The sequence below is a fragment of the Xenorhabdus budapestensis genome (genome assembly GCF_017743015.1).
GTDB lineage: Bacteria > Pseudomonadota > Gammaproteobacteria > Enterobacterales > Enterobacteriaceae > Xenorhabdus > Xenorhabdus budapestensis.
Genome location: NZ_CP072455.1, coordinates 1,403,438 through 1,419,652 on the forward strand (window position 1 = coordinate 1,403,438; position 16,215 = coordinate 1,419,652).

Here is a 16,215-nt window from a genome sequence, read left to right on the forward strand (position 1 = left end):
TTGTGTTTTTTTAGTGGAACCCACATGTGACTGTCAAGATAGAAGTTGTTTGCCGATATTGCGGTCAAACCGAACCTGTACGTAAACACGGGACAGGTAAAGCAGGCTTCCCGCGCTATTATTGCAAGGATTGCCGGAAAACCTTTCAACTTAACTATCGTTACAATGGCCATAAACCTGACATGAAAGAGAAAATTGTTGATATGGCAATGAATGGCTCTGGTGTGAGAGACACTGGCCGCGTTTTAGGTGTCGGTATCAATACGGTAATACGCACTTTAAAAAACTCTCGCCAAAACAAGTAACAACGAGACAGGCCGTTTACGAAGATGTGACTCTCATCTGTGAATTAGATGAACAATGGTCTTTTGTGGGCAACAAAAACAACGCCACTGGCTTTGGTATGCGTTTGATACAAAAAGAAAACAGGTCATAGCCCATGTATTCGGTCCGCGAACCGATGCAACCTGCCGCAAATTGCTCGACTTACTGACCCCTTTTAGCATTCGTTTCATCACGACGGATGACTGGGGGAGTTACACCCGAGAAATTGAGTCTGAAAAGCATTTAGTGGGAAAAATTTTTACTCAACGCATTGAGCGGCATAATCTCAATCTGCGTATTCATATCAAACGATTGGCAAGAAAAACAATTTGTTATTCACGTTCGATAGAAGTCCACGAAAAGCTGATTGGTGCATATATTGAAAAACATCATTACAACGCTTTGGAGTCATGACCCTATACTAATTGGTTTATTGTTCTTATTTAAATTTTTAAGATAATTAAGTGCCATATTAAAGAAATTATCCCTTTTTTCACCTGATAGATTTTGTTCGTCTGCAAACTGCTTTAGTGCATTATTTAACTTGTCTGTTTCTTTCTTTGCAATCATAATATCATTGCAACCAAGAAACTTCTTAAAATAATTTGAAATTGCATTTTTGGTTTTTAAGAAGTCAATATAGCGCTCAGCTTCATTTTTCAAAGATGTTAAGTTTATTCTTCCCGCAACCTTTAGTTTGGATATATCAAGATAAACACTGTCTTCAATAGAAAAATCAGCAGAAATAGATGAACCTGTTGTTGAATTGATCATTACTACCAAAATATATTCATTATCATTTATTTCAATATGCGAAAATAGAACATACCCACCAGTAGACATTTGTTCTTCTTCTGAGCGAACTTTTAAGTGGCGCATCATTGTACAACTGATGTCATAGAATGTAACTTTTCTATCATTATAATCTGTAATAAATGCTTCCATTGGATAGTTATCTGTGTCCCCTTCAAAAGAACCATACCCTTTATTTGCACTTTTAGCATGTTTAGTACAGATATCTACAATTAATCTCTGTGAGGCACTTGTAACATCGCTCTCGGATTGGCTTAAGGTAATTGTAGCAGCGTCACGTTGCTCTTTATGTAAAATGTGAACTACAACATGCTTAACATCAATTTCGGTATTGTTCATTATAGATTTCCATTTGCTATATAAAAATATAAAATGAGACGGCTAATATCACTCACACACCTATCCAGTCAGTTCAACAAAAACGTAACAATTTCCGGATATTGAGCAATTAGTTTAACCTTATACCAATCAGGCAAATCGGTAGATCAGAAATTGCTTAATCTGTGACATGGGGTGAGAGCTAATTTATAGGCATGTGATAGAAACTATATTTCAAGTTAATACTATGTTCGTGGGTGATATTATTGATGGGTTATTTTTATCATTGATATTAACCCGCAATTTCCTGCGGGTTAAAACGAATCAATATTTATTTTATTTCCTCAAGGTAATTTGGATTATATCGGGATTCTATTTTTATATCGACGTGAAATTCGCCCGAATTATCACCAAACGTACCAGGAGCATCATTGAATAAAAGTATTAACTCTCCGTCTACCGGAATTGTTTTATGGAGCACACCATTTTCAATCTTAAACTTCTTGTTGCTTATTTTAGCAACGAGCGTGGCTATTGATGGGGGTTGTGCGTTAATAGGCAAAGGACCGTCAGGTGATGCCCATTCAACATTAGAGCGGCCATACTGCACCCATCCTTTAGCAACAATAGATATAACATCCCCCTTTTTGAGAATAAGGCCTGTAGGTTGACCTTTTTCAGATTTGGCAGAAATAACTCCAGACCAGTCGTACATAGTATTTTCTCCAATCATTATATTTTGAAAGTGACTTTTATCAGTCTATGAAGGCGGCGGGCTACTTCTCCGCCTGTGAACTTCAATAAAATGGATTCATCAATACCGGATAGGACTTCTTGGATTAGAATGACATGGAATGATGGGTAGGACATTAATAAAATCTATTCCCCTATAGCTGATAATGGTTGTTATGACAAAGGCTAGATTTCTCCTCCCAACCCCTTGATCCCCTTAATTTCCGGCTCTGTGACATAATCACTTAAAATCAATGCATTACATAAAGATGAGATTTCTCACCTTTTAACTTCTGCATGGTGCAGGTATCGTTCTGTTTCAAACGGAGCGATTAGATACCGTTCACTGCCGTCATTTGAAATCGCAGCAGTGTACTTGTTTAACTTTATTCTGTGGAAATTAACTATAGGGATTCCTCCAAAGTGAGGACCACGGATAAATCAATGAGTTATCCAACTATGGTGAAGATCACCACACCTTTTATTTGTGCAGGTATCCCATAGGTTAAAGGGCAGATTTCTGCCCTATAGTGATGGTGGCTATTTTGTGTTGCGCTGCCAAGGGAGGGTGATTTAATAGGCTAAAAATTAATAACACAAAAAGTAACACACGAAATTAATTAATTGATTTAAATGGTTTTATTTTACTTGTTCACACATATCACAATTGATACAGCGTTTGGTAATTAGTAGTGCCATTTTAATCTCTTATAAAAATCATAACTAAAAATCAATAGGTTAAATCATTTCTGTATTCGTTGTGTTTGCCAGATTGTTGTGTTTTTATACAGTGTGCTTTATATTAAAAAAACAGCGTTCTTTAATATAAAACCGTAATACGTGCTTGTTTTTGATGTCTGAAAAATGGTCGTGTGTAAGTCAATATATCAGCGTAATAATATGCCGGAGTTTTCTGTAATGAAACCAAACTATTTCATGGAAATTATATTACCAGATAATTATCACATACGAGATTTTTTGGCTTTTCACCATCGGGATGAGAAAGGTGTTTCTGAAATTGTGCAGCAGAGTCAGGTTAAAAAGGGCATCGTTTGGCACGGAATTCCTGCATTACTGACTGTATCAATGGAGGAAAAACTGGCAAAAGTGCAGCTTGATATTGATGGTGACAGTACACTTCATTTAAGAAATTCTTTATCACTTCTGGCCTCACATATGCTTGGATTATTACAGCCCATAGAGATATTTGAATCCCAATACCAAAAAGACCCTGTGATTGGAAGATTAATCTCCCAACAGGCAGGTCTGAGAGTTTACCAGTCGGCAACACCTTTTGAAGCATTGAGCTGGGCGATCATGGGGCAGCAAATCAGTGTCAGTGCTGCGATCTCCATTCGCAGGCGATTTATTCAGGCTATCGGCGTTAAACATACTTCAGGGTTGATGTGTCATCCGACTTATAAGGAAGTTATACAGTGCACAGAGCAGGATCTATGTCAGTGTGGCTTTTCTATGAGTAAGGCTAAGGCACTATTGAATGTTTGTCGGTTGATTGATTTGGGGGAGTTGAATTTATCCATTGAGAATGCTGAGGATAAAATTAAATCGCTCACAGAAAATCTTTTGGCTATTAAAGGCATAGGTATCTGGACAGTGAACTATACTTTGTTAAGGGGTTTTAATTATTTGAATGGTTCTCTGCATAGTGATGTGGCAGTAAGGCGTAACCTTCAGCGTTTACTGAAACAGGAGAACAAAGTTAATGCTGAACAGGCTGAAAAATGGCTGGCAGATTTTTCACCCTGGAAAGCACTTGTTGCTGCTCATTTATGGCGACAGCAATCCAGTAGTGGATATTAGGGCTTGTTAACGTTTTATGTTCATTACTCACTTAATATAATTGGTAACTACATGGTATGGTGGGAACATTTTGTGCAATCGTATTTTCTATCAAATTGGGTTTTCAGCAATTTTTGAAGTAAGGAATGATCGCTGATACTACTTATTGTTCGATACAACTTATGTAAGCGTCACTATCATAACCTTTGTCAGCTATCATAAAATCTGACATGACGTTTTTACTCCATTTCATTATGAACACTGAATTGAATATGTTCAGCAGATAGCAGCATTCTCAATTTTTCAACATCTAAAAATACTTCACCGATACTGAAGATTGTCGGAACATTATTTTTTATATGTTCCGCTAATTACATCACTAAAGCAACAGCTCCTGTTGCTGTTAAATGTGTTTTCCCTTCTGGATCAATGACTTGAAAATATATGGATTTACTATATCCATTTTTATCAATTCCTTGTATATCAGTGCGAATTTGGTGTTTATATCCTTGGTCTGGATTATATAAAATTTTCTACGAAGGCCAGTAGTTCTTCTACTTGATAGTAGTTTCCAAATCCCCTTTTTAACTAAGAAAGATAACAATTGATTACTTTTAGGATTATCAAAACCAATTCTGGTAGCGATAGTTTGTGCATTTGTAATTAAGGTAATATAAATTGGTCAGGCATATCAACATGAAAAACTTTATGGTGGTTGCCATCATTAAATAAAACTACTCGTTCATCAGAAAAAGGACGAACTTTTAGTATTTCCCATTATTTTTTACTATAAAAGGAATTTTCAGTCTATCCATATAATCAATTGAGTTTGGTCCAGCTTTGTTATTTAAAGAATATAAAACACTCATATCAATACTTTTAAATGACTGGCTGATATCGTTGATGAATGTTGCTACAATTCCAGCCATCTATGATGATCAGGGCTAACGCATGAACGCTTTTTATTCATAAAATGACGAATTAATCACACAAAATAAGCCACTCTTTATTCTTGTTGCAATCGGCTCCATTTACCGTTATTTATCCACAAATTTCCGTAATCATGGCCTGACTTATGACTCAGAAAGCCCTGTTTGACTGCCTTGAAGCCTTACCTGACCCACGTCAACAAGCAAAATGTTCCCATATTCTATCCGAAGTCATTTTTATGACACTTTGTGCCATGATGTGTGGTTTTGATACCTGGTCTGAGATTGCCCTATTTGCTCAGGAACGCGAAAAATGGTTTAAGCGCTGGTTAACCCTGCCAAATGGCATCCCCTCACATGACACCTTTAACCGGATTTTTGCCATTCTGCCGGCCAGTACCCTGCAATCTTTGTTTCAGGAATGGGTGAGTCATATTTTGAAAAATACAGGGCTTTCAGGGCAACTGGCGGTTGACGGTAAAGCATTGAGAGCCACAGCAAAAGGTCGGGGAGCTCATCGTGTTCATACCGTCAATGTCTGGTCAACCGAACTGGGTCTTTGCCTTGGGCAGCAAAAAGTAGAGAAAAAGTCTAATGAAATAAAGGCCATCCCCGAACTTCTCCAATTGCTGGAGTTGGAGAGATGCCTTGTGAGCATTGATGCCGCAGGCACACAAACCAAAATCGCTGATATTATCTTAGAACAATCAGCAGATTATTTATTGGCAGTGAAAGATAATCAGCCGACACTGGCCACCGAAGTCAATGCGCCGTTTCACGCTTTTTGGATGAATACGCCAGAAGATATCGCTGGGCCGTCTTTCTGCGAGCAATTTGATAACCAGCATGGGCGCCGGGAACACCGCCGATGCTGACCACTTCCCGTTGATGAGCAAATGCCCGTTTGCCAAAAATGGAAAGCCCGAACAATCATAGCAGTTCAGTCCGAGCGCACAGAAAAAGGGCGCGGGCATGATTTAGTTCGATTTTATATCAGCAGTCAGCCAATGAATGCGGAGCAAGCCTTGCAAGCGACACGGCCTCACTGGTCGGTAGAGAATCAGTTGCACTGGTCACTTGATGTTGCTTTTCGAGAAGATAAGCTCTAGGCCCGAATGGGGTTTGCAGGTGAAAATTTAGCTTTACTGAGAAAATGGATCCTGAATATGCTGAAACAAAATAAATCCCGCCCTTTAAGCATGGAAAATAAACGCAGGCTCTGTTGCTTAAATGAGGATTATTTATTCGAGTCTTTTGGTTTGTTTATAAAGTGAACTTTTATGCGTTAGCCCTGTTCTCCACACACAGAAGAAATATAGTCTTTCATATAAGTATTTCCTAAATTAAATAATAAAATACCATAAGTAAGAGTAGCAATAAATTAAATTCATTTTATTATCTATTAGTAAATAAAATCTAGTGAAAAAACAATATTTATAACAAAATAAGTTTTATAAATAATAAATAATAAATAATAAATATTTGGTCATGACTCCAAAGCGTTGTAATGATGTTTTTCAATATATGCACCAATCAGCTTTTCGTGGACTTCTATCGAACGTGAATAACAAATTGTTTTTCTTGCCAATCGTTTGATATGAATACGCAGATTGAGATTATGCCGCTCAATGCGTTGAGTAAAAATTTTTCCCACTAAATGCTTTTCAGACTCAATTTCTCGGGTGTAACTCCCCCAGTCATCCGTCGTGATGAAACGAATGCTAAAAGGGGTCAGTAAGTCGAGCAATTTGCGGCAGGTTGCATCGGTTCGCGGACCGAATACATGGGCTATGACCTGTTTTCTTTTTGTATCAAACGCATACCAAAGCCAGTGGCGTTGTTTTTTGTTGCCCACAAAAGACCATTGTTCATCTAATTCACAGATGAGAGTCACATCTTCGTAAACGGCCTGTCTCGTTGTTACTTGTTTTGGCGAGAGTTTTTTAAAGTGCGTATTACCGTATTGATACCGACACCTAAAACGCGGCCAGTGTCTCTCACACCAGAGCCATTCATTGCCATATCAACAATTTTCTCTTTCATGTCAGGTTTATGGCCATTGTAACGATAGTTAAGTTGAAAGGTTTTCCGGCAATCCTTGCAATAATAGCGCGGGAAGCCTGCTTTACCTGTCCCGTGTTTACGTACAGGTTCGGTTTGACCGCAATATCGGCAAACAACTTCTATCTTGACAGTCACATGTGGGTTCCACTAAAAAAACACAAGAATATCAAATTAACGCTTTAGAGTCACGACCAAATATTTAATGGTAATAACTAACTAAGATTAATAAATTATACAATTATTTATCCAATATATTTATTCATGTTCATATACTGATGTGATGGACACTTTTTCAGTGGCACAATGATGAGAAAATGGCCCCATTCCTGTAAGAACTTGAGCTATGTTATGGTAAACATTAACTTGCTAATTTGATTATCAACAATAAAAACAAGGCGCTAATAGGCTAATACTGCTCGCTTAAGAGAGATGAGAGTGCCAACTACCATTTTCTCAATTTGAAGAAACCAATAATGACGGAAGCTTTAAATTTCCTTTTTCAGCATTTTGATGAATGGCTATTCAAAAAAGTGCTTAAGCGAGCAGTATTACGCTAATAGGCTCGCTTATTGGTGGAATAGGTACCATATCAATACCACTCTAAACCTGTGTAAGGCTCTTGTCGCAAGGCTTGCCAGAGAACCTAAGTGAATTTCAAATTGATGACCATCAGGATCCAGAAGATAAATCGATTCTCCTCATTTCGGTTCTCTTTCCATTGTTTTATTCTAGTAATAAGCAGTTTCTCTCTGAAAGCAGAAAAATACTCAGCCGCAATACTAGCTTTCAAATCTGTACTTGTATGTGTACATGTTTGGCTTTTATTGTATAATTAACCATATGTTAAAAATGAGGGTATGGATATGAAAACGGTTAACTACACCGATGCACGGCAAAACCTAACATCTATCATGAATGAAACGATTGATGATCGAGTGCCTATCTTGATTACTAGACAGAAAGGTGTTCCCTGCGTTCTCTTGTCATATGATGAATATCGATCATTAGAGGAAACGTCTTATCTCTTGCGTTCTCCTGCTAACGCCCGTCATTTGATGGATTCAATAGACTCTCTTAATAAGGGTAAAGGTATGATAAAGGAAATCTAGGAATGAATTTAATTTTCACAGATGAGTCATGGAGCGACTACCTTTATTGGCAACAAATAGATAAAAAAATAATTAAGCGTATTAATGAGCTAATTAAAGACATTAAGAGAACACCATTCATCGGAATAGGAAAACCTGAACCATTGAAGCATAACCTAACTGGTTTTTGGTCACGCAGAATTTCAGATGAACATCGCTTAATTTATCGTGTAACTGAAATGGGTTTGGAAATAGTATCTTGCCGTTATCACTATTGACAAGTTTCCTTGAAATGCTAAGTAACCCGAATTAATGAAATGGACACCTCCCCAAATCGGCTTCAGTGAGCCATGCTGAATACATCAGCAAAATACGAAGAGGTGTCCCATGGAACAAATTATCGGAATTGACCTGGCCAAGCGAGTTTTTCAGTTAAATATCGTGTCTTCCTCCGGGAAACCCATTCAGAACAAAATGGTATCTCGTGAAAAACTGACGGCTTTCATTGCCCAACAGCCCCCATCAAGGATAGTGATGGAAGCCTCTGGCAGTGCCAATTATTGGAGCCGACAATTCAGACAGTTTGGCCATGAAGTTAAACAAATTAGCCCTCAATACGTCGCACCTTTCAGAATGGGCAGTAAGAATGATAAAAATGACGCGATTGCTATTGTGGAGGCTGACAGCCGGCCGGGTATGCGGTATGTGCCGGAAAAAACGATAGAACAACAAGATATTCAATGCTTGCATAGGGTTCGTCAGCGTCTAATGAAAAACCGAACTGCGCTGATTAACCAGATACGCGGATTAGGGCTGGAATATGGCATTGCCCTGCCTGAAAGTGCTCACAAGGTAGAACAATGTTTACCTGAACATCTGGAAAATGCTGAAAATGAATTGACCGTATTGAGCCGTCAGTTGTTTCAGGAATTGTTGTTTGAGCTGAAAGGCCTTCAGCAACGTCTGAACGAACTGGATAAGCGTCTTGCCCATCTGAATACCCAGCATGAAGATACCCGCAGACTGTTAACATTACCGAGCGTTGGGCCATTGGGGGCTTCAGCCCTGATGATAACACTGGGTGACGGTAAGGATTTTAAAAATGGCCGCCACTTTGCCAGCTACTTGGGGCTGGTTCCCAAAGAACATAGCAGTGGGGGAAAAGTCAGGCAACTCGGTATCAGTAAACGGGGAGATGCCTACTTGCGAGGAATACTGATACATGGAGCCCGTTCTATTGTGTATCGAGTCAGCAAGCGGCCCGATGAACAATGCGATGAATTACAGCGCTGGATAAAAGGGCTCATAGAGCGTAATGGAGTGAATAAAGCGGTGGTTGCATTAGCGAATAAAAATGCCCGGGTTGCTTGGGCATTAGTTAATCAGCAGTCTGTTTATATTCCTCAATGAAAAGTGAATAGTGTGATCGAAAAAGTCTATAAGTTGATGTCACTGACAGGTAGTACCGACTCTCTGTGAACCTGATAAACTGTTTGGTCTGCCACGACTGTTGGGCTAATGAGGGCAGAGAGTGCGGATTTTCATCAGGGCTCCTGGAAGCCGAATATATGCTTGCGACTACTTTTGTCAGAAAATTGATTTACCTGCTTGAATTAAATCGGTGTCCATATATCTGTTTAAGCTGTCATTGAAAAATCGTTTTCCGAATAGAAAATGTTCAGTGATGGCTTTTTCCATTTAAGGCAGTAAGCAATCAGCCCACCTAAAACAGTCAGCAAAAATCCGTTTACACTTCGGTGGCGCGAGTGTTCTATTTGAGAAATTATTTTTCATTGTCCATTAATCGTTTCAATGATAAAACGCCTTGATAACATTATGTTATCCCATGCAGCTTGCAGACGGGCTTTCATGTTTCGGCGCTTTTGGGTGATGAAAGTGACACCGGTTTTGCCTAAATCGTCCGCGAGCTCTTGACTGAGGTAACCTTTATCACCGTAAAGAGATCCCGTTAATTCTGTTGTTAATTCGCGAACGGGCTCCCGAGCATCCACATTACCGGCAGTCACTTTAAGCGCCAGAATTTCCCCCTGATGATTGACGACCAAATGTAACTTAAAACCGTAAAACCAACCCATTGAAGTTTTTCCGCGTTGGGCTATCCCCTGAAAGACCTTATGGCGGGGAATGCGGATGTTATGGCAAACTTTCAAACTGGTGGAATCAATAAAAGCAATGCCCGTGGGTTTTCCTTTTAATTTAGTCAGATAACTGCACAGAGGAACCAAAACGGAAGGCGCGACACTGATGAAACGGGTATAACTGAGCAAGGTGGGGAAATCAGGGTGATGATATTTCCAGAGAAATTCCAAGTAGAAGGCTTTAAAGTGACGGTAATGCGACATGTGAAAGAGGATCAAAATGGTCATGATTTCACGGGGATACATATGGCCTTTCCTACGGCGCAGGCGGTATCCATTATCAAGACAAAATTGTGTCCACTGTGGGATAAAAAAGTGGCAAAAATCATCGACATTACAGAAAACTTCAACTAAGTTATCCATGGCCTGTTCCTCCCCGGCGCTGTTTCGGCGCGCACCAAAACACTGCTCCTGGAACAGGCCCCTCGTCAATTCTTTATCCAGAATTCGGGTTAAGTAAGAAGGGGTACAGCAAGTGAAGGATTTTACTGTTAGGTAGGAGTTATATTTGAAAATGTAATTTCCGATTTTCTTGTAATATTTATAATTTGTTGTTTTTTTTAAATTTTAAATTAAAAGAGCTGGCTAAAGCCTCTGTCAATATTTTGAGATTTTTAACCAGCTCAATTTCCAACTTTTTTAACTTTTTCTAAACGCTATTACTTATTTTTTTCTTATCCACTTCTTTATCATGAGGAGAAATAGATATAATATTTCTATCGTTTAGATTGTCTAAAATTATAACTACTTTGTTATTATTTAGATATTTGGATTCGCCTAATAAGTCAGGGCAAGAGCATGAATGTTCATTTCTTGCCCAACACCTGAAAACCTGCAATTAAAACTTTGTCCAAATACTCACTGCTCATATTGACCATGTTTGCTTTGCGTCGCATGCTGGCTTTTACACTGGTTTCTGCACGCAGCATATTAAACGAGAAGTGCCGCATACCCGCTAATATCTCAGCAGCATTGCCGCGACGAATGGCACACGCATCTTCATTCATTGATACGTCAAGCACCCAATGAACGCGATTTTCGATACCCCAATGACCCCGTACCGCCTCCCTAAAACGGTCTGATTCAAGTTCGGCAGAGCTGATATAATAATGATAATCCAGTGATTCTTTTTTTCCCGCTTTATCAAGGTGATATCGTATTGTTTTCCATCTCCCAATTGTGAGGAAAGCCCGCTCGCTGTGATGGGACCAATACCGGGAATAGTCATCAGCCGTTGTCCCGTATCATCCTGAGTGATCTCCTGTGACAGGGAGGTTTCAATCCCGGAGATTTGCTCAACCAGATAGTGATAATGTGCCTGTAGCCGCAGTAATACCTGTACCAGATAGGGTGGGAGTGTCTGTTCGACCAAAACAGTGGAGAGACGTTTTATAACGGCAATCCCCTTGGGCATGCTGATGCCAAACTCAAGCAGGAAAGCCTGCATCTGATTGGTGGTTTTGACTTTATCCCGGATCAGCGATCCCCGGACACGATGCAGGGCTCGCATAGCTTGTTGGGCTTCAGTTCTGGGCTGAACAAAACGCATTGAAGGCCGTGAGGCAGCTTCACAGAGGGCTTCGGCGTCAATAAAGTCATTTTTGTTACTTTTGACAAAGGGGCGGACAAACTGCGGCGAAATCAGCTTGGCTTCATGCCCCAAATCAGCAATCCGCCTTGCCATGAAATGAGCACCAGCACAGGCTTCCATCACAACGGTTGCAGAAGGGCTTCCGGCGAGAAACTCCATCAATTTATTTCGTGTAAACTTTTTACGTAAGAGTGCTTTTCCTGATTTATCCTGGCAATGGATGTGAAAGGAATGCTTGCCGAGATCGATACCAATGAGTGTGATGGTGTTCCTGATGATGGCCTCTTATCAAAGATAATCACCCTGTCAACTTACGCCTACAGGGTGAGGGTGACCATCTTGTATCTTTAATCTGGTTTATGATGGTTAAGTGAGATTGGCAACAATCATGCAGTCAGATAACCATCAAGGGATTAAGCCCGTTAATGAGCTTTCGACGCATGATTGTTACTTTTCTTCGAGAAACCCGAACAGTTGCTTGAAATAAAATTCGCATTTGCAAGAATGGGAGCCGAAGAACCATGACTGAAATAATTTGTGTTGGTATTGATGTTGCTAAAGCTTCACTTGAAATTGCACTTGGCGCACAGGGAACTGTCATGACATCCCCAAATACCCCTGAAGGTCATGATGAACTAGCAGCTACATTGGCTGACTATGAGATTGATTTAGTTGTATTAGAAGCAACAGGGGGTTATGAGATGCCCGTTGCTTGTGTTTTGCAATCCATAGGGCTGGCTGTTGCTATCGTCAATCCCCGACAAGCCCGTGACTTTGCTAAAGCAATGGGGTATTTAGCCAAAACCGATAAAATAGATGCTCAAATGCTGGCACAGTTAGCCCTGGTTTTATCTCAACGAACAGACCGGGATAAAATAGCCAGGATATTGCCCTCTGCTCAACAACAAGTGCTACAAGCCATGATCGCACGTCGCCGCCAATTGGTCGTCCTTTCCATCTCAGAACGCCAAAGGTTGGGGAGTTGTCATCCCGAAATTCGAGAAAGCATCACCTTAATGATCAGTTTCATACAAGAACAGCTTAAGGTCATTGAATCGGTGTTGTCTAAACACATCAAGGCCTACCATCGTTCCAAACTCGATTTATTGTCTACAGTAAAAGGCGTCGGCCCCGCCACAATAGCCACTTTGATCGCTGATGTACCGGAGTTGGGTAAGTTAACACGCCGAGAAATTAGTGCGTTGGTTGGCGTTGCACCGTTTAATCGTGATTCTGGATTCTTCCGGGGAAAACGAACAATCTTTGGAGGAAGAGCAATGGTGCGGCGAATGCTTTATATGGCTACGTTAACAGCCGTTAGATTTAATCCCGTTCTCTGCGCTTTCTACAAGAGATTGATCGAAGCAGGTAAGCCAAATAAAGTCGCCATCGTTGCCTGTATGCGTAAATTACTGGTCATTCTCAATGCAATGATAAAAACAAATACACCGCGGGATGAATCATTCCACGGTTTAACGTGAAAGACAGTTGCTCATTATGCGCTATGGCCTATATGCAATCGATCAGTTATGTTAGGAAAAGATCTCTTAATTATCAAACTTCATTTTGTTCTGATCGTTTTTTGTTAAAATGCTCTTTCCATTCATTTATTCAGAGATTTTAGCAATGTTATCTTTTTCACCGTTTGACGATTTAGCCCAACGGATTTTACCTGTCGCGATAGAAGGTGATGATGGTGCCCATGATATTGCTCATTTGTATCGGGTTTGGAAAAACGCTAAAAAAATTTGTGAAGCAGAATGCGGGAATTTGCAGTTAGTTTTTGCTGCGGTTTTATTACATGATTGCGTTAATGTTGAGAAAAACGATCCGAACCGACATTTAGCCTCTCGCATGGCCGCAGATAAAGCAGCCTTAATATTAAAAGATCTCGGATGGAGTGAAGAAGATATTGCTGCTGTTTGCCATGCCATTGAAGCGCATAGCTTCTCTGCTGGATTAATACCAACAACACTGGAAGCCCAAATTGTACAGGATGCTGATCGGCTGGATTCTATAGGAATGATGGGAGTTGCTCGCTGTTTTTATACAGCAGGGCGTATGCGTTCAGGGTTGTATGAAACTTATGATCCTTTGGCAAAGCAGCGTGAATATAATGATCGCGCTTATGCTGTTGATCATTTTTATACTAAATTATTTAAAATAGAAGCTGGTTTTCAGACGGCTACAGGCAAGCAAATGGCTTATGAAAGAACAAAACGCATGGAACAATTCCTGAACGATTTCTTTGACGAAATTCAGGCTGAATAAACCAACATTAATAATGAATAGGTATAATTAACAGGATTTATATTAGCAAGAGAACATGTAGTGGCAGAAATATATAGTGATGAATATTGGATGCGTCGGGCCATGGATTTGGCAATGCAGGCACAGGTACAAGGTGAGATCCCTGTAGGTGCGCTGTTGGTGGCGGATAATAAAATTATTGCAGAAGGCTATAACCTTCCGATTACAGGCCATGATCCGACAGCTCACGCAGAAATTGTTGCATTACGGCGTGGAGGGGCTCAATTAAAAAATTACCGTCTGTTGAACACAACACTATATGTTACTTTGGAACCGTGTGTTATGTGTGCGGGAGCGATGATCCACAGCCGGATACAGCGGTTAGTTTATGGTGCAAGTGATATGAAAACCGGTGCGGCAGGGTCATTAATTGATATTTTGCGTCATCCCGGTATGAATCACCAGATTGAGATTACTGGCGGAGTATTGGGACAAGAATGCTCCACTATGTTGAGTGCATTTTTCAAGCAACGTAGGGAGCAACATAAAGAATTAAAAAAGTTGAAAAAATAACAGCAGAAAGCATCATAAAGAGTTACAAAGCATTCTCATTTGTATTATCAGGGTTGCTGACGGTGGGTTTCTCAGTGGGCATATTAGGCTTTTCTGCCTTGTTGCGGTTGTTTTGTGCTCTCAGATACCCTTCTAAGCTTTGGTAATAACGACGAATATTTTCGACGTAGCGATAAGCCTCATAACCGCGTGCATAACCATATGTGGTATTGGCATAGTATTTTTTCTTACTTAATAGAGGAATGCGTGATTTAACGTCCATCCAGCGGTCAGGGTCACCTTTTTGCATGGTTGTTAATTTTCGAGCGTCAAGAATATGTCCATACCCCATATTATAAGCGGCTAATGCGAACCAAATTCTCTCATCTTCGGGAATAGTATCCGGCAAACGAGCCATCAGGTAATGCAGATAAGCCATTCCCCCTTTCACACTCTCGTCCGGATCAAGACGGTCTTTGACTCCCGCCCATTCTGCTGTTGGGCGGGTCAGCATCATCATGCCACGAACGCCTGTGGGAGAAGTTGCTTGTGGATCCCAATGTGATTCCTGCCATGCGATAGCTGCAACTAATTGCCAGTCGAGAGAATCCGAGTATTTCGCAAAAATAGGCTGATATGTTGGCAATAAGTTATTAATTGCACGAATGAATGAGATAGTGTCAAAGTAATCGAACGAGCCAATATGGCTGAAATATTTTTCTTCTAGTCGTGGCGTTATATGGTTTTCAGTCAGCATGTTGAAAAAATCCAGCATTGCTGAGTAGAGGCTATAGTCATCATTACGCTTCAAATACCAGGTTAATGGCTTATCTTCACTGACATCAAAAGCGATAGCCAGATTGGGATGGATACGCTGTTGCAAAGCAAGGCTGATTGAATCGCTGATCGTATAGTCAACTTTTCCTTCAGATACTTGTTCAAGCAAGTGCTGGGTATTGTGATGTGACGATTCTTCCCAGGTTAAATCAGGATAAGATTTTTCTTTCCACTGTTTTAGTTCACTGACATGGGCAGAGCCGGCGGTGACAACCAGTGAGCCTTTTAAATCAGTAAAAGAACGTGGGCGCGCTGTACCTTTGCGATAAACCAATTGTTGGGATACTGAATAATAGGCTGGGCCAGTCCGTGTTTGGTCGAGTCTTTCTCTGTTATAGATAAGACCGGCGGCTAAAAAATCGGCTTTATCAGTATTTAAGTCATCAAAAAGCTGGCTAATATTAGAACGAAACTTAATACTCAGTTTGACACCCAGATAGTCAGCAAATCGTTTGGCTAAGTCATAATCAAATCCTACTGGTTCATTTTTATCATTAAGTGAAATCAGAGGAGAACTGATGGTGCTCACCCGAAGTTCTCCCCGTGCCAAGATCCTGTTTATCTGCTCCTGCTGTTTATTAGGCCAACTAATGTTGAGACCAATGATTGTGGCAGAGAGGAGCGTGATAATGACGATGACAAAATAATTTATCTTGATATTGCTCAAACAGTTATCTCTCGTCAGTACGGTTAGGCTCCGTATGAAATGTCAGATAATAGCATGGTTAAATTTCCAGTAATCGGGAATTTTGCGCAAC

At 40.2% G+C, this 16,215-nt stretch carries 11 protein-coding genes and 5 pseudogenes; 9 read left to right on the forward strand and 7 right to left on the reverse strand.

Annotated elements, in window-relative coordinates; translation table 11 throughout:
- Window positions 1-26: 26 nt before the first annotated feature.
- A pseudogene (locus tag HGO23_RS06780) lies at window positions 27-738 on the forward strand (IS1 family transposase).
- Here HGO23_RS06780 and HGO23_RS06785 read toward each other — a convergent pair.
- Together HGO23_RS06785 and HGO23_RS06790 are read right to left on the reverse strand one after the other, a co-directional pair.
- A complete protein-coding gene (locus HGO23_RS06785) occupies window positions 733-1,476 on the reverse strand; it encodes a nucleoid-associated protein (protein ID WP_209028378.1) in 744 nt (247 codons plus the stop codon). The pseudogene HGO23_RS06780 and the gene HGO23_RS06785 overlap by 6 nt on opposite strands.
- Window positions 1,477-1,786: 310 nt before the next feature.
- Window positions 1,787-2,170, reverse strand: a complete 384-nt coding sequence (locus HGO23_RS06790; protein WP_209028379.1) for a LecA/PA-IL family lectin — start codon at window positions 2,168-2,170, stop codon at window positions 1,787-1,789.
- Between the two features lie 935 nt (window positions 2,171-3,105).
- Between HGO23_RS06790 and HGO23_RS06795 the strand changes: the two genes are divergently transcribed.
- Both HGO23_RS06795 and HGO23_RS06800 read left to right on the forward strand, forming a co-directional pair.
- Complete coding sequence (locus HGO23_RS06795; protein WP_099137250.1) at window positions 3,106-4,008, forward strand: DNA-3-methyladenine glycosylase 2; 903 nt, start codon at window positions 3,106-3,108, stop codon at window positions 4,006-4,008.
- Window positions 4,009-5,062: 1,054 nt separating this feature from the next.
- Window positions 5,063-6,190: pseudogene (locus HGO23_RS06800) on the forward strand (ISAs1 family transposase).
- A gap of 212 nt (window positions 6,191-6,402) precedes the next feature.
- Here HGO23_RS06800 and HGO23_RS06805 read toward each other — a convergent pair.
- A protein-coding gene (locus HGO23_RS06805) for an IS1 family transposase (RefSeq protein WP_209027487.1) occupies window positions 6,403-7,115 on the reverse strand; the annotation gives its coding sequence in 2 pieces (ribosomal slippage) (window positions 6,403-6,869 and window positions 6,869-7,115; 714 coding nt in all).
- Between the two features lie 728 nt (window positions 7,116-7,843).
- Between HGO23_RS06805 and yefM the strand changes: the two genes are divergently transcribed.
- The 3 genes from yefM (at window position 7,844) to HGO23_RS06820 (ending at window position 9,478) form a co-directional block, all read left to right on the forward strand.
- On the forward strand, window positions 7,844-8,089 hold the full coding sequence (gene yefM / locus HGO23_RS06810) for a YoeB-YefM toxin-antitoxin system antitoxin YefM (protein ID WP_209028380.1): 246 nt from the start codon (window positions 7,844-7,846) through the stop codon (window positions 8,087-8,089).
- Window positions 8,090-8,091: 2 nt separating this feature from the next.
- Complete coding sequence (locus HGO23_RS06815; RefSeq protein WP_209028381.1) at window positions 8,092-8,346, forward strand: Txe/YoeB family addiction module toxin; 255 nt, start codon at window positions 8,092-8,094, stop codon at window positions 8,344-8,346.
- 109 nt (window positions 8,347-8,455) lie between these two features.
- Complete coding sequence (locus HGO23_RS06820) at window positions 8,456-9,478, forward strand: IS110 family RNA-guided transposase (RefSeq protein WP_209027922.1); 1,023 nt, start codon at window positions 8,456-8,458, stop codon at window positions 9,476-9,478.
- Between the two features lie 227 nt (window positions 9,479-9,705).
- On the opposite strand, the pseudogene HGO23_RS06825 reads toward HGO23_RS06820, so the two are convergent.
- The 3 pseudogenes from HGO23_RS06825 to HGO23_RS06835 form a co-directional block, all read right to left on the reverse strand.
- Window positions 9,706-10,590, reverse strand: a pseudogene (locus HGO23_RS06825) (IS982 family transposase).
- Window positions 10,591-11,033: 443 nt separating this feature from the next.
- Window positions 11,034-11,360, reverse strand: a pseudogene (locus HGO23_RS06830) (ISAs1 family transposase); the annotation flags it as partial.
- A 23-nt stretch (window positions 11,361-11,383) separates the two neighbouring features.
- Window positions 11,384-12,094 (reverse strand): annotated as a pseudogene (locus tag HGO23_RS06835) (IS110 family RNA-guided transposase); the annotation flags it as partial.
- A gap of 245 nt (window positions 12,095-12,339) precedes the next feature.
- On the opposite strand from HGO23_RS06835, the gene HGO23_RS06840 reads away from it, so the two are divergent.
- The 3 genes from HGO23_RS06840 (at window position 12,340) to tadA (ending at window position 14,641) form a co-directional block, all read left to right on the forward strand.
- Window positions 12,340-13,299 (forward strand): IS110 family RNA-guided transposase, encoded by a 960-nt coding sequence (locus HGO23_RS06840; RefSeq protein WP_209028382.1) that lies wholly within the window; start codon window positions 12,340-12,342, stop codon window positions 13,297-13,299.
- Window positions 13,300-13,444: 145 nt separating this feature from the next.
- On the forward strand, window positions 13,445-14,089 hold the full coding sequence (locus tag HGO23_RS06845; RefSeq protein ID WP_244967911.1) for an HD domain-containing protein: 645 nt from the start codon (window positions 13,445-13,447) through the stop codon (window positions 14,087-14,089).
- Window positions 14,090-14,149: 60 nt separating this feature from the next.
- Entirely contained in the window at window positions 14,150-14,641 is a 492-nt protein-coding gene (tadA, locus tag HGO23_RS06850; RefSeq protein WP_209028384.1) for a tRNA adenosine(34) deaminase TadA, read from the forward strand.
- A gap of 22 nt (window positions 14,642-14,663) precedes the next feature.
- Here the strand turns inward: tadA and mltF are convergent, their stop codons facing one another.
- A complete protein-coding gene (gene mltF / locus HGO23_RS06855) occupies window positions 14,664-16,124 on the reverse strand; it encodes a membrane-bound lytic murein transglycosylase MltF (protein WP_209028385.1) in 1,461 nt (486 codons plus the stop codon).
- Between the last annotated feature and the right edge of the window lie 91 nt (window positions 16,125-16,215).